The 17,124-nt window shown below is 52.1% G+C and carries 17 protein-coding genes, 1 tRNA gene and 1 pseudogene; 12 read left to right on the plus strand and 7 right to left on the minus strand.

What is annotated here, in order from left to right:
* From ABJQ89_RS20600 to ABJQ89_RS20620, 5 genes are all read left to right on the plus strand, one after another.
* Positions 1 to 927, plus strand: a 927-nt coding sequence (locus ABJQ89_RS20600; protein ID WP_348498028.1) for a 3,4-dihydroxy-2-butanone-4-phosphate synthase, incomplete at its 5' end; no start/stop codon positions are given.
* On the plus strand, positions 927 to 1,478 hold the full coding sequence (locus ABJQ89_RS20605) for a 6,7-dimethyl-8-ribityllumazine synthase (RefSeq protein ID WP_348498029.1): 552 nt from the start codon (positions 927 to 929) through the stop codon (positions 1,476 to 1,478). The genes ABJQ89_RS20600 and ABJQ89_RS20605, both read left to right, overlap by 1 nt.
* Entirely contained in the window at positions 1,475 to 1,954 is a 480-nt protein-coding gene (gene nusB / locus ABJQ89_RS20610; protein WP_348498030.1) for a transcription antitermination factor NusB, read from the plus strand. Before ABJQ89_RS20605 ends, nusB begins: the two co-directional genes overlap by 4 nt.
* Positions 1,955 to 2,124: 170 nt before the next feature.
* Positions 2,125 to 3,351 carry a hypothetical protein gene (locus ABJQ89_RS20615; RefSeq protein ID WP_348498031.1) on the plus strand — a complete coding sequence of 409 codons (1,227 nt, stop codon included), beginning with the start codon at positions 2,125 to 2,127 and terminating at the stop codon, positions 3,349 to 3,351.
* Positions 3,352 to 3,740: 389 nt separating this feature from the next.
* Positions 3,741 to 4,196 carry an MmcB family DNA repair protein gene (locus ABJQ89_RS20620; protein ID WP_348498032.1) on the plus strand — a complete coding sequence of 152 codons (456 nt, stop codon included), beginning with the start codon at positions 3,741 to 3,743 and terminating at the stop codon, positions 4,194 to 4,196.
* Here ABJQ89_RS20620 and ABJQ89_RS20625 read toward each other — a convergent pair whose 3' ends face one another.
* On the minus strand, positions 4,197 to 4,388 hold the full coding sequence (locus ABJQ89_RS20625) for a DUF6324 family protein (protein ID WP_348498033.1): 192 nt from the start codon (positions 4,386 to 4,388) through the stop codon (positions 4,197 to 4,199).
* 217 nt (positions 4,389 to 4,605) lie between these two features.
* On the opposite strand from ABJQ89_RS20625, the gene ABJQ89_RS20630 reads away from it, so the two are divergent.
* Positions 4,606 to 4,682: transfer RNA gene (locus ABJQ89_RS20630), tRNA-His, on the plus strand.
* 222 nt (positions 4,683 to 4,904) lie between these two features.
* On the opposite strand, the gene ABJQ89_RS20635 is transcribed toward ABJQ89_RS20630, so the two are convergent.
* Positions 4,905 to 5,225, minus strand: coding sequence for a DUF6476 family protein (locus ABJQ89_RS20635; RefSeq protein WP_348498034.1), 321 nt, complete (start codon positions 5,223 to 5,225; stop codon positions 4,905 to 4,907).
* Here ABJQ89_RS20635 and ABJQ89_RS20640 point away from each other — a divergent pair.
* The 3 genes from ABJQ89_RS20640 (at position 5,212) to ABJQ89_RS20650 (ending at position 8,314) form a co-directional block, all read left to right on the plus strand.
* On the plus strand, positions 5,212 to 6,237 hold the full coding sequence (locus tag ABJQ89_RS20640; protein ID WP_348498035.1) for an RluA family pseudouridine synthase: 1,026 nt from the start codon (positions 5,212 to 5,214) through the stop codon (positions 6,235 to 6,237). The two genes, ABJQ89_RS20635 and ABJQ89_RS20640, sit on opposite strands and share 14 nt — an antisense overlap.
* A gap of 163 nt (positions 6,238 to 6,400) precedes the next feature.
* Positions 6,401 to 7,297, plus strand: a complete 897-nt coding sequence (gene rpoH, locus ABJQ89_RS20645) for an RNA polymerase sigma factor RpoH (protein WP_348498036.1) — start codon at positions 6,401 to 6,403, stop codon at positions 7,295 to 7,297.
* A gap of 60 nt (positions 7,298 to 7,357) precedes the next feature.
* Positions 7,358 to 8,314, plus strand: coding sequence for a Gfo/Idh/MocA family oxidoreductase (locus ABJQ89_RS20650; protein WP_348498037.1), 957 nt, complete (start codon positions 7,358 to 7,360; stop codon positions 8,312 to 8,314).
* A 52-nt stretch (positions 8,315 to 8,366) separates the two neighbouring features.
* On the opposite strand, the gene phaZ is transcribed toward ABJQ89_RS20650, so the two are convergent.
* On the minus strand, positions 8,367 to 9,659 hold the full coding sequence (gene phaZ / locus ABJQ89_RS20655; protein WP_348498038.1) for a polyhydroxyalkanoate depolymerase: 1,293 nt from the start codon (positions 9,657 to 9,659) through the stop codon (positions 8,367 to 8,369).
* Positions 9,660 to 9,788: 129 nt separating this feature from the next.
* On the opposite strand from phaZ, the gene phaC reads away from it, so the two are divergent.
* From phaC to phaR, 3 genes are all read left to right on the plus strand, one after another.
* Positions 9,789 to 11,582, plus strand: coding sequence for a class I poly(R)-hydroxyalkanoic acid synthase (phaC, locus tag ABJQ89_RS20660; protein WP_348498039.1), 1,794 nt, complete (start codon positions 9,789 to 9,791; stop codon positions 11,580 to 11,582).
* Positions 11,583 to 11,713: 131 nt separating this feature from the next.
* Complete coding sequence (locus ABJQ89_RS20665) at positions 11,714 to 12,157, plus strand: phasin, PhaP (protein WP_348498040.1); 444 nt, start codon at positions 11,714 to 11,716, stop codon at positions 12,155 to 12,157.
* Positions 12,158 to 12,315: 158 nt separating this feature from the next.
* A complete protein-coding gene (gene phaR, locus ABJQ89_RS20670) occupies positions 12,316 to 12,879 on the plus strand; it encodes a polyhydroxyalkanoate synthesis repressor PhaR (protein ID WP_348498041.1) in 564 nt (187 codons plus the stop codon).
* Between the two features lie 12 nt (positions 12,880 to 12,891).
* Here the strand turns inward: phaR and ABJQ89_RS20675 are convergent, their stop codons facing one another.
* The 4 genes and pseudogenes from ABJQ89_RS20675 to ABJQ89_RS20690 form a co-directional block, all read right to left on the minus strand.
* Positions 12,892 to 14,058: an aminotransferase class I/II-fold pyridoxal phosphate-dependent enzyme gene (locus ABJQ89_RS20675; protein WP_348498042.1), complete on the minus strand. Its 1,167-nt coding sequence runs from the start codon at positions 14,056 to 14,058 to the stop codon at positions 12,892 to 12,894.
* Positions 14,059 to 14,145: 87 nt separating this feature from the next.
* Entirely contained in the window at positions 14,146 to 15,450 is a 1,305-nt protein-coding gene (locus tag ABJQ89_RS20680) for an FAD-binding oxidoreductase (protein WP_348498043.1), read from the minus strand.
* A complete protein-coding gene (locus tag ABJQ89_RS20685) occupies positions 15,447 to 16,805 on the minus strand; it encodes a glutamine synthetase family protein (RefSeq protein WP_348498044.1) in 1,359 nt (452 codons plus the stop codon). Before ABJQ89_RS20685 ends, ABJQ89_RS20680 begins: the two co-directional genes overlap by 4 nt.
* Positions 16,802 to 17,124 (minus strand): annotated as a pseudogene (locus ABJQ89_RS20690) (type 1 glutamine amidotransferase); the annotation flags it as partial. The pseudogene ABJQ89_RS20690 and the gene ABJQ89_RS20685, both read right to left, overlap by 4 nt.

The following is a 17,124-nucleotide window of genomic DNA, read 5'->3' on the forward strand; positions in this document are numbered from 1 at the left end:
GGTTTGATTTGTCTCGCATTGCCGGGGGAGCGGATCGACGCGCTTGGGCTTGAATTGATGAGCACCAACAACTCATCACGCCATGAAACGGCCTTTACCATTTCTATCGAAGCACGCGAAGGCGTGACCACAGGAATTTCAGCCCATGATCGCGCGCGCACCGTTGCTGTCGCGATTGATGCGGGCAAAGGCGCGGCTGACATTGCAACGCCGGGGCATGTCTTCCCGCTCAAAGCGCGTGATGGCGGCGTTCTCGTGCGTGCAGGTCATACTGAGGCAGCGGTCGATGTCTCACGCCTTGCAGGTTTGAACGCATCGGGCGTTATTTGCGAGATTATGAATGACGATGGCTCCATGTCGCGTTTGCCCGAATTGATCCCTTTCGCGGAAAAACACGGGCTGAAGATTGGCACGATCTCTGATTTGATCGCTTATCGCCGTCGTCACGACAACCTTGTGAAAGTGCGGGCTGAGGAAACGATCACTTCCGAGTTTGGTGGCGACTGGGCTATGCGCATCTATGCGGATGAAACCCAAGGTGCGGAACATATCGTGATGATCAAAGGTGACATTTCTGGGGATACTCCGGTGCTTACGCGGATGCACACAATGAACCCTATGCTGGATATGATCGGCGCTGGCCCCAATGGGCGCGCGTCTGAATTTGGTGATGCGATGCGCCTTGTTGCGGACGAGGGGCGCGGCGTCGTTGTGCTCTTGCGTGATACTGCGATGAAGCTTGATCCTGACGATGATGGTGCATCACCACAAACGCTGCGCCAGTATGGTCTTGGCGCGCAAATCCTTAGCTCACTTGGGCTGTCAAAGCTGGAACTCTTGACGAATTCGCCGACGCCTAAAGTCGTCGGCCTCGAGGCATATGGTCTTGAAATCGTTGGAACACGCAAAATCTCGGAGCTTGGATAATGGCCGGACATGAACAGCACTACATTCTGCCGCGTGCGGAGTTTGATCGCTCCGTCAAACTGCTGATCGTTGTGTCGCCCTATTACAAGGATATTGCCGACAACATGGTCGCAGGCGCCATCGCGGAAATCGAAGCTGTTGGTGGGACATACGAAATCACCGAGGTTCCGGGCGCTTTGGAAATCCCGACAGCGGTTGGCATTGCTGAACGTCTGAGTAACTTTGATGGCTATGTCGCTTTGGGCTGCGTTATTCGCGGTGAAACGACGCATTACGATACTGTGTGCAATGACAGCTCGCGCGCGCTGCAGCTCCTTGGTTTGCAAGGGCTTTGTATCGGTAACGGCATCTTAACTGTTGAAAATCGCACGCAAGCAGAGGTGCGCGCTGATCCTAAAGACCAAAACAAAGGCGGCGGCGCGGCTGCTGCGGCCTTGCATCTTATTGCGCTCGCTCGTAAGTGGGGCGGCCAGCGTAAAGGGGTCGGGTTCAAACCGACGGACGATGAATATCAAATCGCTGGCTTCGCTAAAGGAAAAGACCTCGCATGACGACCGATACGCCGCTTTCAGGTAATGCCAAACGTAAGATGAAATCTGCTGCGCGCTTTTACGCCGTGCAGGCGCTGTATCAGATGGAAATTTCTGGTCAGACAACAGATAAAGTCATCGTTGAATTCCTGAACCATCGTTTTGGGGCGGTGTATGAGGACATGGAATTTGTTGAGGGCGACACGGATCTGTTCCAAAAGCTTGTGCGCGATGCTGTGAACCATCAAGCGAAGATCGATCAGATGACGGATCGCGCCTTGGTCGCGAAATGGCCTATTGGTCGGATTGATCCGACTTTGCGTGGCTTGTTCCGCGCTGCTGGCGCAGAATTGGTCGACGCGGATACGCCGCCGAAAGTAGTCATCAAAGAGTACGTAGAAATCGCTGGTGCGTTTTTCCCTGAAGGAAAAGAACCGCGCTTTGTGAACGCGGTTTTGGATCACGTGGCACGCGAGGCGCGCCCAGATCAGTTCTGATCATACTTACGAAAAACCTTAACGCGTGACCTCACTTATAGAGTGCGCAGGAGCATTAGTGATCAGCTTATTCGTGTGAATAATACTTGATTGAGCGCTGCATTGTCTCCACGCTGCTGGTGATGGCCCAATTATTAGGGGGTCGATCTTTCCAGCAAGGAGCATTTTGAATGACCAAGCTATCCAAAGGCGCATTGGGCGCCAATGTTGCTATTTCAAAGAGTACTGCCCGTTTCGCAAAAGCGCTTTTGTTCGTGACATCTACAATGGTGCTGGCACAACCTGCCTCGGCAGAACTGGTCCGTATCGAAGCTGTGGGCGAGATTGACTTTGTAAACAGCGCCCTCGGCAACGCCTTTTCCCTCGGGCAAAAGGGCATGATGATCTTAACCTATGACACCGATGCCGTGGACACCAACGAATCTGAGACGGTCGGGACTTTCCCGAAAGGTGCGATAAAGACGTTTCAAATATTCGACAAAGATTACAATCCTTACTTCACTTTTGAAAAGGAAGCAGGGGGAACAATGTCCGTCACCGATGGTGGTACGACAAATGACAGTTTAACGCTAAAAAGCTATACTGCAGCACGTCTCAAGGAAAACCCAGACGACGGCATGCGTGGCCCAGCTCGGAACTCCCTGAAGTTGCTTGGCGGCTTTTTTGTTGCTTTGGACAGTTCAGTGAATGTGTTCCCAAATGACCATTTGCCGCCTCCAGACGACGAAGAAAGCCTAGAATGGCCCGGACGTGCGTTTTACTTTTCCCTTCAGTATTGTTCGGGGTGTCGAAACGGGGGAGGATTTGGTCGAGGTGTCAACTTCAAGATCACTCAAGCCAGTGCTTTCGAGCTGGAAGATCCGGTTCTCACATTAGAACCCGATGGCGCAGAGCTGATTGCCAAAGGCACGTTGGATGCAACGGCACTTGGAACCTTCGCCAAGGCGCAGAAAAATAACCCAAACGCGAAAACAATAGTGCTGTCAAACATTCCAGGATCAGCGGATGACGAGGCCAATGTGGTTCTTGGCGTAAAAATCCATAAGGCTGGATATGACATGCGCGTACCCGCAGATGGTCTAATTGCATCTGGTGGTGTGGACATGTTCCTTGCAGGGAATAAGCGTGAGCTAGAACCGGGCGCCTGCGTCGGGATTCACAGCTGGTCTGGTGATGGAGTTGAGGGGAAAGATATCCCCAGAAGCGATAAGCGCCATGCGATGTATCTGAAGTACTTCATCGATATTGGCATTCCAGAAGCCTTTTACTGGCACACGCTTAACGCGGCGCCAGCAAATGGCATGCACTACATGACGCAAGATGAAGTTAATCAATTTGCTCTGACAACATCGCCTGCGCCAGTGCTGAGCACGAAAGCCGAATGCGATTTGCGGTAGTTGAATTTGTTAGATTGATTGAGAAGCTGCTCTTTGCCGCTCGAACTCATGCGTGTTCGGGCGGTGAAGGCATTTCTTGATAAAGCCTACGCGCTCATAAACCCTAGGGATTGTCTTTCCGTCAGGGGGTAAAAGTGGCGGAACCGCACGCAACCGTTCTGGTTTTGATTCCCGAGGACCTGTATGTACAGGTGGGCGCCAGGTAAGTGGACCAGGGTCCAAACAGAGCCAGCTCCCTAGGAAATGCTTAAGGCCACTGGAATGCTACCGACAAACAAGAAGGGCAGAAACCGCCACCGCTTTATCTAGTGCGCGCAAGGGCGCGCGGCAAGGGGGGGCGGCGAAATGCGAGACTTGATTTTGTTCACACTTTGTTCATATTGTTTCGTATGGAACAGTTAACAGATACCCCGATGATGCCTGGACAGCTTTTGGCGCGTGGCGTTTGCCGTCATATGGCAACCCATGGCTTTGTTAGCATTGAGGAATTTGTGCCAACGCGTGGTTTGCGCGTTGATGTGCTCGCTTTGGGACCAAAGGGCGAACTTTGGGTGATCGAATGCAAATCGAGCAAGGCTGATTTTCAATCTGACAAGAAATGGGAAGGTTATCTTGAATGGTGTGACCGCTATTTCTGGGCCGTTGACGAAGATTTCCCTGTTGAACTCTTGCCTGATGACACGGGTCTCATCCTTGCAGACGCCTATGACGCGGAAATCATGCGAATGGGACCCGAAACAAAATTAGCAGCAGCGCGGCGCAAAGTGATTACCCACAAATTCGCAACCCATGCAGCGCGCCGATTGCAAGCGCTGCGCGATCCGCGAAAAAAGCTCTGGGTCTGATTATTTTTGCGGGATAGCGCGGGCACGCGCTGCAGCAGAGCGAATTTCTTCTGCGATTTCTTCCGCTTCTTCAGGGTCAAAATCCATCGGGATTTCAATGCCGTTGCCTTCAACAAAGATACGAACCATGCCCGCGTCGGTCGGACCGATTTGCAGGTTCGCTTCGATATCGCGTTCTGTGTCGATTCCCATGGATGCATCCCTTCAAAGTTGCCCACTTGAGCTACTCAAAAAGCCTTTGCTGTTCAAGAGGTAAGGGACTGCGATTGCTGAAACATGCGTTCGCACTTCAAGGATTGCTGCGGTGGATTAGCGAAAATACATCGCTGAAAAACATTCTAAAATCGTGCGTTAGAACTCGAAAAGGGTCTTGCAATCGCTTGAACCAAAAGCTATTTGCCCCGTGTGTGCCGCCTTAGCTCAGTTGGTTAGAGCACTGGTTTGTGGAACCAGGGGTCCCCCGTTCAAGCCGGGGAGGCGGTACCATCCTTCTCCTACATTTTTGCATCGTCTAACTGACGCATATTTCGAAATCGTCATGCGGTTGCGATACAAAAAAACCTCATAGGCCCTTTGGAAGGCCATATGAGGTTCAGCCGCGACTTCTGCCGCAAGCCTTAAGGATATGTTCATATTTGCGATTAATTCGCGGTAAATCAATGAACAAGTCATGAATTGGTTAACGGCTTGCTGTCGCCTTGGGGGATATTACTGATCCGCGCTTTCGATCTGAATGCGTTGGCTCAGCTTGCCGCTCAATCGATCAAAAATCAAAATCTCATCCCCAGTTGTTACAACCGCATACCAAGTTTCGCCCATGGTTACTGCTTTGGCTTCAACGCCCGTCGGTAAAACGACCATTTCAGGCAGAAGCGCAGGTTTATCATTCAAACGGATGACAAGCAGGGCGATGATCAGTACAACGCCGCCAATCATTACCGCTGTCAGCACAGTCACCAGACGGCGCAGGAATCGCAATTGTGTGGGTTCTTCAATTTCTTCTTCGGGGGGCAGCATGAGCGCGTCCATTATTACCTTCGCGGTACAGGAAAATCCGCCGCCACGTCTTGATAAAGCGCTTTCACGCGATGTGCCAGAGAGCGCCTCGCTTTCGCGTACCCGCATTGCCAAATTGTTAGAAGCGGGCGCTGTCGTCATTGATGGCGTCGTCCAAAGCGATCCGAAGGCTAAAGTGCAAGAGGGCGCACAGGTTGAGATTACGGTCGAAGAAGCCAGCGAAAGCCATATTCTGCCCGAAGACATCCCGCTCGATGTAATTTTTGAGGACGATGATCTAATCGTGGTGAACAAACCTGCTGGCATGGTCGTGCATCCTGCACCGGGGACGCCCTCAGGCACTTTGGTAAATGCGCTTTTGCACCATTTTGAGGGCAAACTTTCTGGTGTCGGCGGCTCCAAACGCCCCGGCATCGTGCACCGAATTGATAAAGATACGAGCGGCTTACTCGTTGTTGCGAAATCCGATGCCGCGCACCATGGGCTTGCGGAACAATTCGCGGCTCACACGGCTGAGCGCGCCTATCTTGCAGTGACCAATGGTGTGCCAGAGGTGTCTGACCCGCGTATTCGCGGCATTCGAGGTGTGAGCTTTGAAACGGGTGGTGTGCTGAAATTAACGACGCAATTGGCCCGTCATAAGCATGACCGCCAACGCCAAGCGGTGCTTTTCGAGAATGGTCGTCATGCTGTGACACGTGCGAAACTGTTGGAGCGCTTTGGTGATCCAGCGTGTCTCGGGCTGGTCGAATGTCGTTTGGAAACGGGGCGTACACATCAAATTCGTGTTCATATGGCGCATGCTGGGCATGGGCTTTTGGGTGATCCCACATATGGCGGGCGTCGAAAGTTGCCGGCTAAAGCTCTTTCTGAGGTTGGTTTAGAGGCGGCAAAAAACTTCAATCGCCAAGCCTTACACGCTGCGTTGCTAGGGTTTGAGCATCCCGTCAGCGGTGAAATGTTGCGGTTTGAGGCGGAATTGCCTGAAGATATGGCCCAATTGTTACAAGATTTACGGTCTTAATCGGTGCACAGCACGTCCGCGTGAGCGCGCAGTAACGTAGCTGGTAATCGGTCGGTAAAGCGCCCAAATTTATTTCAACACAACTTTCGACTGTGGGGTCTTGAAACCCTACGTCACCGTACTTAACTGAATGTTAACGAAGTAAACATAGAGGGGCAGGGACATGGCCAATTACGCAAATCTACCCGCACCAACGCCGGAAGGTGGTTTAAACCGCTACATGCAGGAAATCCGCAAATTTCCTATGCTTGAGCCGGAAGAAGAATACATGCTCGCAAAAAGCTGGGTCGAAAAGCAAGACACCGCAGCTGCGCATAAGATGGTGACATCTCACCTACGCCTCGCGGCGAAAATCGCGATGGGCTACCGTGGCTATGGCCTCCCGCAGGCTGAAGTCGTGTCCGAAGCCAACGTTGGTCTGATGCAGGCGGTGAAACGCTTTGACCCTGAAAAGGGCTTCCGCCTCAGCACTTATGCGATGTGGTGGATCCGCGCGGCTATTCAGGAATATATCCTGCGAAGCTGGTCCATGGTGAAGCTTGGTACAACGTCCGCGCAAAAGAAGTTGTTCTTTAACCTGCGCAAGGCGAAATCGCGCATTGGTGCATTGGAAGAGGGTGACATGCGCCCTGAGAACGTGGCGCGTATTGCCCATGATCTCGGTGTGACCGAAACCGAAGTCATCTCCATGAACCGCCGTATGTCTGGCGGCGATGCATCGCTGAACGCCACTGTTGGATCAGAGGGCGAAGGCACGATGCAATGGCAGGATTGGCTTGAGGATGAAGATGCCGATCAAGCGGGCGATTATGAGGCGCGCGACGAGCTTGAAGCGCGTCGAGAGCTTCTGAATGAGGCCATGGATGTGCTGAACGATCGTGAAAAGGACATTCTTGTTCAGCGTCGTTTGTCCGATAAGCCTGTGACGCTTGAAGAGCTGAGTGGCCAATACAACGTCAGCCGCGAGCGCATCCGCCAGATCGAAGTGCGGGCCTTTGAAAAACTGCAAGAGCGCATGCGCGAGATGGCGAGCGAAAAAGGCATGCTTGTGTCCGCTTAAGCTTTCAGCTGTTTTGAACGAGTGATAGCCTCCTCTCATATATTGAGAGGAGGCTTTTTTATGACGATGACACGCTGGGGCATTCTGGGGGCGTCAAAATTTGCGCGCCAGCATATGGGGCCCGCAATTGCGTTGGCGACGGGCGCTGAATTGGCCGCTGTCGCGACGCGCGATCCGAAAAAGGCAGACCCCTTCAAGTCTCTCAATGCGCAATTGCGTGTGCATGAAAACTATGACGCAATGCTCGCGGACCCAGATATAGACGCGATCTATGTTCCGCTCCCCAATGATTTGCATACGCCATGGGCGATCAAAGCCCTTGAGGCTGGCAAGCCTGTCTTGGTCGAAAAGCCCGCAAGTTTGAGCGTTGCAGAGATGGATAAATTGATTGCTGCGCGCGATGCGACGGGCGTTTTCGCGGCAGAAGCCTTTATGATCACACATCATCCGCAATGGGTGAAGATGCGTGAACTTTATCAAAGCGGTGTGTTAGGCGAATTGCGCCGCGTCGATGGCGTTTTCACCTATGACAATCACGCGGATACGAGCAACATTCGCCATCAGGCCGAGCGTGGTGGCGGCAGCGTACCGGACATTGGCGTGTACCCCTATGGGGCAGTTCGGTTTGTGACTGGACAAGAGCCGACTTCCATTCTGCACAAGAGCATTCAGCGTGAAATGGGCGTCGACGTCACAACGCGCATTTTAGCGGAATTTGACGGTTTTGAATTCGCCGCGCTCACCTCCATGCGCATGGCTCGTTGGCAATATATGGAATTTCACGGGAGTAACGGGGTGGCCCGATTAAGCGCGCCGTTCAATCCCATCAGCTTTGCAGAGGCGCGATTGGATCTAATCCATGCGTCAGGCCTGACGGAAAGTTTCGCTTGGCCGGGCGTGAACCAATATGTGCTTCAGGTCGAAGCCTTCCAAAAGGCGCTTCAAGGTGAAGACTATGCATGCCCGCTTGAATTCAGCCGCGGCACGCAGGCCATGATCGACGAAATTCTTGCATAAAAAAAGCAGCTCCAAATGAATGGAGCTGCCCAAATTCTCACGCCGCGCCGTTTTACTTGGCGGCGGCCTTTTTGCCGGTGGTTTTCTTTGCTGCAGGCTTCGCCTTTGCAGGTGCAGCACTGTTGGCGTCGATGAATTCCAGAACCAAGGGGCGGATATTGTTGCGCCAGCTTTTGCCCGCGAAGATGCCATAGTGCCCTGCTCCGGGCTCCAAGTGGTTCGCTTTCTTGGAATCTGGCAAGCCAGTGCACAAATTTAAGGCAGCGACACACTGGCCAGGTGCAGAAATATCATCGTTTGCACCCTCAACAGTTTTGACTGCAACGGTTGTGATTTTGCCAATATCGACCTTCTGACCCGCCACGACAAACTCATTCTTGGCGATCTCGCCCTCTTTGAAAATGCGCTCAACGGTTGAAAGGTAGAATTCCGCTGGCATGTCCATCACGGCCAAATATTCGTCGTAGAAACGGTTGTGCTGATCGTGATCCGAGCTTTCGCCTTTTGAGGCGCGCATGATTTGATCGTTGAAAGCTGTCATGTGACGCTCTGCATTCATCGACATGAATGAGGTAAGCTGCAACAGGCCCGGGTAAACTTTGCGACCGACACCTTTATATTTGAAGCCAACGCGCTGAATTGCGGTTTCTTCCAAGTGACCCATCGTGACGCTGTGGCCGAAATCGGTGACGTCTGTTGGGCTCGCGCTTGGATCGATTGGGCCGCCAATCAAAGTCAGGGATTTGGGCTGCGCGCTAGGGTCTTGTTCTGCCAAATATGCGGTTGCAGCAAGGGTCAAAGGCGCGGGTTGGCATACGGCGATCACATGCGTGTCAGGGCCAAGTTCACGCATAAAATCAACAAGGTAGAGCGTGTAATCTTCGATGTCGAACTTGCCTTCGGATACCGGAATGTCGCGTGCGTTGTGCCAGTCGGTCACGTAAACCTCGGCATCGCTGATGAGCGACTTTACAGTCGAGCGCAAAAGCGTCGCATAGTGACCTGACATCGGCGCAACCAAAAGGATGCGACGTTTCATCGTTTCGCGGCCTTGAACATCGAAATGAATGAGATCACCAAAAGGGCGCTCAACCACTGTTTCGACTTTGATCAGGTGATCGCGACCATCTTCGCAGGTAAAGCTGTCGAGGCCCCAATCAGGTTTCGCCACCATGCGTTCAAAAGAACGTTCCGTCACTTCACCCCAAGCCCCCAGCCATTGCAGCGCAGGATTTGGTATAGTGGCAAAAACAGGGAAGGCAGCCATCGATTTCGCCGTCGCACCCAACCATTGGTTGGTGTTTCGCATCGTTTCCATCATGTCGTAGGTGGCCATGTATTTCATCACTGCGTCCTTGCCTGATATCATTCGTTTGGAGCGATATAAATCGTCGCTTTGCCCGAGAATAAATGCGACGATGGTCGTATACAGCAAAATGCTGCATAGCAGCGAAGATAGTCGAGAAAATTCGAAATGACAACAAATGACGATGTTTCGGGGTCTACCACACCTCAGATGACCGCTAATTTGGAAAAAATCGAAGCCTTGTCAGAACGTTTGGTTAAAGCGATGTCGGGTACTAATCCGGCAAACCCAACATTAAACGGTCCGAATCAAGAGCTCTTTTCAGACGCTATCACCTCTTATTGGCAGGAGATGCTGAATAACCCTGCCAAGGTCTTTGAACACCAAGCCTCTTATTGGGGTAAATCGGTGAAACACTATGTTGAAGCACAGCAAGCCTTGTCCAAAGGCAAGCTGGAAGCGCCGAAAGATGAATTTACCAACGATCGTCGTTTTAAGAATGCGCTTTGGGAAACCAACCCGTATTTCAATTTCGTGAAACAGCAATATCTTATTAATGCAGAGGCAATCACCACAGCTGTTGAAAGCGTCGAGGGTATGGATGAGGTCGAAAAGACGCGCCTCAAATATTTCTCGCAGCAAATCATCGATATGATGGCACCAACCAATTTCTTGGGCACCAACCCTGATGCTCTCGAGCGCGCGGTAGAAACCGACGGCCAAAGCCTGCTAGATGGGTTGGAAAACCTTGTATCCGATCTTGAGGCCAACAATGGTGAGCTGATTGTGAAGCTCGCCGATGAAAAGGCGTTTGAGCTGGGGGTGAATATCGCGACAACACCTGGTCGCGTGATCTACCGCAACAAGATGATGGAACTGATCCAGTATGCACCGGCGACGGAAACCGTGCATGAGACGCCAATCATCATGTTCCCGCCTTGGATCAACAAATACTACATTCTCGACCTGAAGAAGCAGAACAGCTTGATCAAATGGATCACGGAGCAAGGCTATACCTTGTTCGTCGTGTCATGGATCAATCCCGATGCCAGCTATTCCGACGTTGGCATGGAAGATTACATCGAGGATGGCTATCTCACCGCGATCCGCGAGGTCAAAGAAATCACCGGTCAAAAGCAAGTGAATTGCATTGGCTATTGTATCGCGGGAACGACGCTGAGCCTGACGCTGTCACTGCTGAAAAAACGTGGTGATAAAAGTATTAAATCCGCAACCTTCTTTACCACACTGACAGATTTCTCCGTTCAGGGCGAATTTACACCCTTCCTTCAAAACGATTTCATCGATGGGATTGAGGAAGAGGTGAAAGCACAAGGGTATCTACGATCCTTTATCATGGGACGTACTTTCAGCTTTTTGCGCTCGAATGATCTGATCTACACGCCTGCGATCAAAAGCTACATGATGGGCGAGGCACCGCCAGCGTTTGATTTGCTCTATTGGAATGGCGATGGCGCAAATCTGCCGGGTAAAATGGCGATGCAGTATTTACGTGGGCTTTGCCAATCAAATGAATTTGCCGATGGTGGGTTCGAATTGATGGGCGAAACGCTCAATCTAAAAGACGTGGATGTGCCTGTTTGCTCGATTGCATGTGAAACCGATCACATTGCAGCTTGGAAAAGTTGTTATCGCGGCGTGCAGCAAATGGGCAGCAAATCGAAAACCTTCATTGTTACGCAATCGGGGCATATCGCGGGTATCGTGAATTCTCCAAGCAAGAACAAATACGGACATTATACCAACAAAGATATCAAGCTAAGCCCCGAAGACTGGTTCGAGGGTGCTGAGTTTACCGAAGGCTCTTGGTGGCCACGTTGGGAATCATGGTTGAAAAAGCGCTCCGGAAAGCAAATTGCTGCGCTGCAGCTTGATGATTCTACTCGCTCTGGGTTGTGCGATGCGCCCGGAGCTTACGTGGCAATGTCCGCAAGCCGTTGAATTAAAATATAAAAATTACATTGCTGCAATGCGGCAAAAAGAGCTTGATATGCTGCGATGCCGCATATATAAAGTCCTTACTGAAGTAGAAACGGGCAAGCTCCTCCCAGCGCCCAAAAGGATTTGGTATCATGGCTAAGACACAAGATTTTTCCGCGATCATGAAAGACATGATGGGCGCATTTCCAGTAGACACAAAAGCTCTGGACGACGCTTTCAAAACAACAGCAACTTTGAACGAAAAACTGGCTGCAGTTTCCGTTGAAGCCGCTGAAAAGTCCGCTGAGCTTTCTTCAGCTTGGGCAAAAGACACACTCGCAAAATTCGCTGACTTCGCAAAAGTAAAAAAAGAGCCAGCAGATTACGCAAAAGCAATGACAGACATGGCGTCTGCATCTGCAGAAGCAGCTGCTGAAAACGTTGCTTCCTTCGCTGAAATCGCGAAAAAAGTTCAAATGGACACAGTTGAGTTGATGATGGCAGCTGGCAAAGACGCTTCTGAAGAAGCTCAAGCCGTTGTTAAAAAAGCGACAACAGAAGCAACTGCGGCTGTTAAAAAAGCGGCTGCTAAATAAGCGACGCTTAAAGAAAAGAACATTTGCACCTCTTCCTCCCAGACTGGTGCCAAATGCGGGGCTTGATCGAAAGATCAGGCCCTTTCTTTTTGGTTTCCATTTTCGCTGCACTCGCTTAGTCTTTTTTCTGCACTGCTGCATGCTAGGAGGGAGCCTACGTGACCGACGCGAAAACACCGCTGCTGATCAAACGTTATGCGAGCCGGAGGCTCTATAACACGGAAACGAGCGACTACGTGACGCTTGAAGATATTTCGGGTTTCATCAGCGAAGGACGGGACGTCAAAATCGTAGACCTGAAATCGGGCGATGATCTGACCCGTCAATATTTGCTGCAAATCGTTGCCGAACGTGAAAGCAAAGGTGAAAGCGTTTTGCCTGTGTCCGTTTTGACCGATCTTGTGCGCAGCTACACGAGCCAAGCCAACAGCGTCGTTCCGCAATTCTTGGCGATGTCTTTCGATATGCTGCGCGACAGTCAGAGCAAAGTGATGGAAAGCGTGACAAAAGCCAGCCCAATCGGCCAAGTGCCGGGTATGGAAGCGTTCCGCGCGCAACAAGAAGCGTTTTTTAAGGCAATGACTGGCGGCGCATGGGCCGGTACGACACCAGCGCCAGAAGAACCGCCTGCCGCACCTGCAAGTGAGCCGCAAGAAGATCTGGATGCGATCAAAATGCAGTTGGCTGAGCTTCATGAAAAACTGTCAAAGCTAGGTAAATAGGACTTAAGGGGCCTAGAGCCCCTTCGTTGCTTCGATCAGAATATTGCCGATCTGATCCACCTCATCCAATGTTAGGCGCGCAGGCAGGCGAACATCGCACGCGCGCATCAGCATGGCGCGCGTCTGCGGCAGTTCAGGAACATCTTTGATAAACTGCCAATTCCAATATGCACGCGCATTGTCTTTGCTTTGGCCAAAGATTTGTACGGGCATCCCAAGATCGGAGCAGGCTTTGGTAAAGCGCGCGACAGTCTCTTCGTCCATCCCAACTAGATTGAATTGGAAAGAGTCAGGCGCACGTTCTTCTGGTGCCAGCTTGCTTGGTACATCGAACCAATCGATCGCATTCAGTTTGGCGGCGATGTGGTCGTGGTTGCGACGACCATCGGCCACGCGGCGCGTGATTTCACCAAGCTGTGGGCGAATGACGGCTGCTGAAAGATTGCTCATACGCAAATTATAGAGCGGCAGTTGGTTTTGCCATTTTTCAAACGGATCTTTCAGAACCGCGTGTTTGTTCCAGTTATGCTCGTACGCACCCGACATGATCACGGCGCGGGCAACCAGATCGGCGTCATCGGTCACCATGATCCCACCTTCGCCGCCATTCAGCAGCTTGTAGGACTGGAAGGAGAAACAGCCGATACGACCGAGCGTACCAATGTTCTTACCATTCCAAGTCGTGCCAAGCGAATGCGCGGCATCTTCGATCACCGGGATGTTGCGCGCGTTGCAGAGCGACAAGATCGCATCCATATCTGAGGTATGTCCACGCATATGGCTGATGATCACAGCGCTGATATTGTCGTCGAGTTTGGCTTCGAAATCAGCCATATCAATGCGGTAGTTTTCACCGACCTCACACAGAACTGGAATGCAATCTGCATGCACAACGGACGATGGAACCGCCGCAAAGGTGAAGGCTGGAATGAGAACCTTCGCATCGCGTGGTAGGTCCAAGGCCTTGAGGGACAAGAACAAAGCGGCAGAGCAGCTGGACACAGCCAGTGCATATGTGCTTCCCAGCATGTCAGCGAACTCGCTTTCGAGCAATGTGACCGGCGCATCCTTGGAGGCGGTATATCGGAACAAATCGCCCGTTTGCAGCAGCTCTTCAATCGCGGCGCGCGCAGCTGCAGGGATGGCTTCGGCCTCATATACATTGGGAACGGTCTTCATAGTCTTGCCCTCTTATTTAACGCGCATTTTACCAAGCGTTAGCCGAGAGTTAAACAGCAATAAGAAACGGGATGATGACACTCAGTGTCACACGCCCATTCGATCCCGCATGGCATACCAGCTCATGGCGAGGGCCAATAAAGGCGTTCGCAATGCACCTGATCCCGGAAAACTTGGCGTAGGAACTGCTGCCATTGTGTTGAAACCTGCATCTTGGCCGTGAATAGCATCGGCCATCAGTTTTCCTGCCTGCACCGCATTGCCAACGCCATGGCCTGAATACCCAGAGGCCGACAGAATATTGGGTGCAACGCGTGCCAGATAAGGCATGCGTTTCATAGTGATCCCTAAAGTGCCGCCCCAAGCATAGTCAATTTTCACATCTTTCAGAGCGGGAAAAATCTCGCTCATAGGTTTGCGCACCTTTGCGGCGATATCTTTGGGGAAGCGATAGCCATAGCTCTCGCCCCCGCCAAACAGCAGGCGATTATCATGGCTGAGGCGGAAATAATTCACGACGAACTTTGTGTCAGCAACGGCCACGTCTTGGGGTAAAATTGCGCGCGTTGCATCACCCAAAGGTTCTGTTGCGGCGATAAAGTTGTTTATGGGCATCACGCGTGCAGCGACTTTCCGGTTCAAATTGCCAAGGTATCCGTTGCCAGCAAGGATAACATGATCCGCAATGATACGTCCTTTATCCGTCTGAACAATCGCCTTCGCACCCTCTTTGATATGATGCACATGGCTCATCTCAAAAATACGCGCTCCAGCGTTTGCCGCTGCTTTTGCCAATCCAAGCGCGAGGGACAATGGGTGCAAATGCGCGGCATCTTTGTCGATAAAGCCACCCTTGTAGGCTGGCGATACGCAATAGCTTTGCGCGGCGTCTTCGTCTAATGGCTCGGCATCGCCATACCCATAGGTATCTTGCAATTTGCGTGCATAATCTTGCAGCTCGCGCACGTCGTGTTTGCCAAATCCGAACTCTGCAACGCCAGGCTTCAAATGACAGTCGATCTCATGTTTTGCGATCAGCCCTTTGACGAGCGCTTTTGCATCTTGGGCCATTGCCCATAAATCATGGGCGGCATCGCGCCCCATCAAATCCTCAAGCCCGTCTTGATCCATGCGCTGCCCAGACCCAAGCTGACCACCATTGCGCCCCGATGCGCCAAAACCCACACGATGTGCGTCCAAAAGAGCAACGTCATAGCCATGTTCCGCCAAATGCAGAGCGGCTGATAGGCCTGTATATCCACCACCAACGATGCAAACATCTGCGTGTGTTTCGCCGCGCAGGGGCGGGAATGGGGCGAGCGGCGTCGCTGTTGCCGCATACCAACTGTCGGGATATTGCCCGCGTTTATCGTTGGAAAACAGAAGGTTCATACGTTCATCAACAGATGTTCACGCTCCCACGGGGAAATGACTTGCAAGAATTCTTCATACTCCGCGCGTTTCACAATGGCATACACGCGCGCGAATTCTGGGTGTAGAATGTCGTGCAACGGCGTCGCTTCTTCAAAGATGTTGAGCGCTTCGCCAAGGGTACGTGGGATGTCTTCTTCTCCATCATACGCATCGCCCTTGAATTGTTTGTCAGGGCGTTCTTCATCGATCAAACCAAGTAGTCCACAGGCCAGCGAGGCAGCGATGCCGAGATAAGGATTGCAGTCCATACCAGCGAGACGGTTTTCAACGCGCCGTGCCTCGGGACCAGACAGTGGAATACGAATGCCGGTTGTTCGATTGTCGCGCGCCCACTCCAGATTGATCGGCGCTGCATGATCTTTCACATAGCGGCGATAGCTGTTCACATAAGGTGCAAGCACGGCAATGGCGGAGGGCAAGTGGTTCTGCAGTCCAGCAATATAGTGGAAAAACGCATCGGTTTCACCGCCTTGCGGACCAGAGAAGATGTTCTGCCCTGTTTCGATATCCAGCACCGAGTGATGGATGTGCATCGCGCTTCCTGGTTCGGCTTCGATCGGTTTTGCCATAAACGTAGCAAAACAATCATGACGCAGCGCCGCTTCGCGGATCAGACGTTTGAAGAAGAAAACCTCGTCGGCGAGCTTTACAGGATCGCCATGTTGCAGGTTGATCTCTAGCTGGCCTGCGCCACCTTCTTGGGTGATCCCATCGATCTCAAACCCTTGCGCTTCGGCAAAATCGTAAATGTCGTCGATCACAGGGCCGAATTCATCAACTGCGGTCATGGAATAGGCCTGACGCGCGGCGGCAGGGCGTCCTGAGCGGCCCATCATTGGCTCAATCGGTTTGGCTGGATCGATGTTGCGCGCAACGAGGAAGAATTCCATCTCAGGCGCAACAACGGGTTCCAAACCACGGTCACGATATTGCTGCACGACGTGTTTGAGCACATTGCGCGGGCTGAACATCACGGGCTGATCTTTGCGATCATAGGCGTCATGGATCACCTGCAAGGTCCAATCAGCCGTCCAAGGCGCGGCAGTTGCTGTGCTCATGTCAGGCTTCAGCGTCATGTCTTTTTCGATGAACCCTTCATCGCCCGCAGCTTCGCCCCAGCCGCCAGTGATGGTTTGATAAAAGATCGAGTCTGGCAAAAAGAATTGGTTTTGCTTCGCAAACTTGCTCGCGGGAACTGCCTTGCCGCGCGCAATGCCAGGCAGATCGGAAATGATGCATTCCACTTCGTCCAGCTTGCGCCCTTCAAGATATTGCGCTGCCGTTTCGGGGAGGGCGGTTTTCCAATCGGTCATGCGAGGCTCTTTGTTTTGAGGAAATGCGCAAGGCGGTTGCCCATCGCAGCATTGTCATTTGCCAAGGGCAGCGCGGCATGCGCTGCCTCTTGTAGATCAACGGGGACGTTGCCCGCTCGGGTTTCGAGTAGGCCTTGAATCGCGACACTTTCAAATTCGGGGTGCGGTTGAATGGTCAGCGCCTTGCCTTTGTAGTGGATCATTGCGTTCTGGCAAAAACTATTCGAACCAATGGTTTGCGCGCCCTCAGGCAGCTTTGTCACCTGATCCTGATGCCATGCGTTCATATGCATCGTGACGCCGTCGATGTCATAGGTCT

The organism is Planktotalea sp. (assembly GCF_039984035.1).
Classification (GTDB): domain Bacteria; phylum Pseudomonadota; class Alphaproteobacteria; order Rhodobacterales; family Rhodobacteraceae; genus Planktotalea.

Coding starts and splice junctions, on each gene's coding strand:
- ABJQ89_RS20605 (WP_348498029.1), top strand. CDS start 927: ATGGCCGGACATGAACAGCACTACATTCTGCCGCGTGCGGAGTTTGAT.
- nusB (WP_348498030.1), top strand. CDS start 1,475: ATGACGACCGATACGCCGCTTTCAGGTAATGCCAAACGTAAGATGAAA.
- ABJQ89_RS20615 (WP_348498031.1), top strand. CDS start 2,125: ATGACCAAGCTATCCAAAGGCGCATTGGGCGCCAATGTTGCTATTTCA.
- ABJQ89_RS20620 (WP_348498032.1), top strand. CDS start 3,741: ATGGAACAGTTAACAGATACCCCGATGATGCCTGGACAGCTTTTGGCG.
- ABJQ89_RS20625 (WP_348498033.1), bottom strand. CDS start 4,388: ATGGGAATCGACACAGAACGCGATATCGAAGCGAACCTGCAAATCGGT.
- ABJQ89_RS20640 (WP_348498035.1), top strand. CDS start 5,212: ATGAGCGCGTCCATTATTACCTTCGCGGTACAGGAAAATCCGCCGCCA.
- ABJQ89_RS20635 (WP_348498034.1), bottom strand. CDS start 5,225: ATGGACGCGCTCATGCTGCCCCCCGAAGAAGAAATTGAAGAACCCACA.
- rpoH (WP_348498036.1), top strand. CDS start 6,401: ATGGCCAATTACGCAAATCTACCCGCACCAACGCCGGAAGGTGGTTTA.
- ABJQ89_RS20650 (WP_348498037.1), top strand. CDS start 7,358: ATGACGATGACACGCTGGGGCATTCTGGGGGCGTCAAAATTTGCGCGC.
- phaZ (WP_348498038.1), bottom strand. CDS start 9,659: ATGAAATACATGGCCACCTACGACATGATGGAAACGATGCGAAACACC.
- phaC (WP_348498039.1), top strand. CDS start 9,789: ATGACAACAAATGACGATGTTTCGGGGTCTACCACACCTCAGATGACC.
- ABJQ89_RS20665 (WP_348498040.1), top strand. CDS start 11,714: ATGGCTAAGACACAAGATTTTTCCGCGATCATGAAAGACATGATGGGC.
- ABJQ89_RS20675 (WP_348498042.1), bottom strand. CDS start 14,058: ATGAAGACCGTTCCCAATGTATATGAGGCCGAAGCCATCCCTGCAGCT.
- ABJQ89_RS20680 (WP_348498043.1), bottom strand. CDS start 15,450: ATGAACCTTCTGTTTTCCAACGATAAACGCGGGCAATATCCCGACAGT.
- ABJQ89_RS20685 (WP_348498044.1), bottom strand. CDS start 16,805: ATGACCGATTGGAAAACCGCCCTCCCCGAAACGGCAGCGCAATATCTT.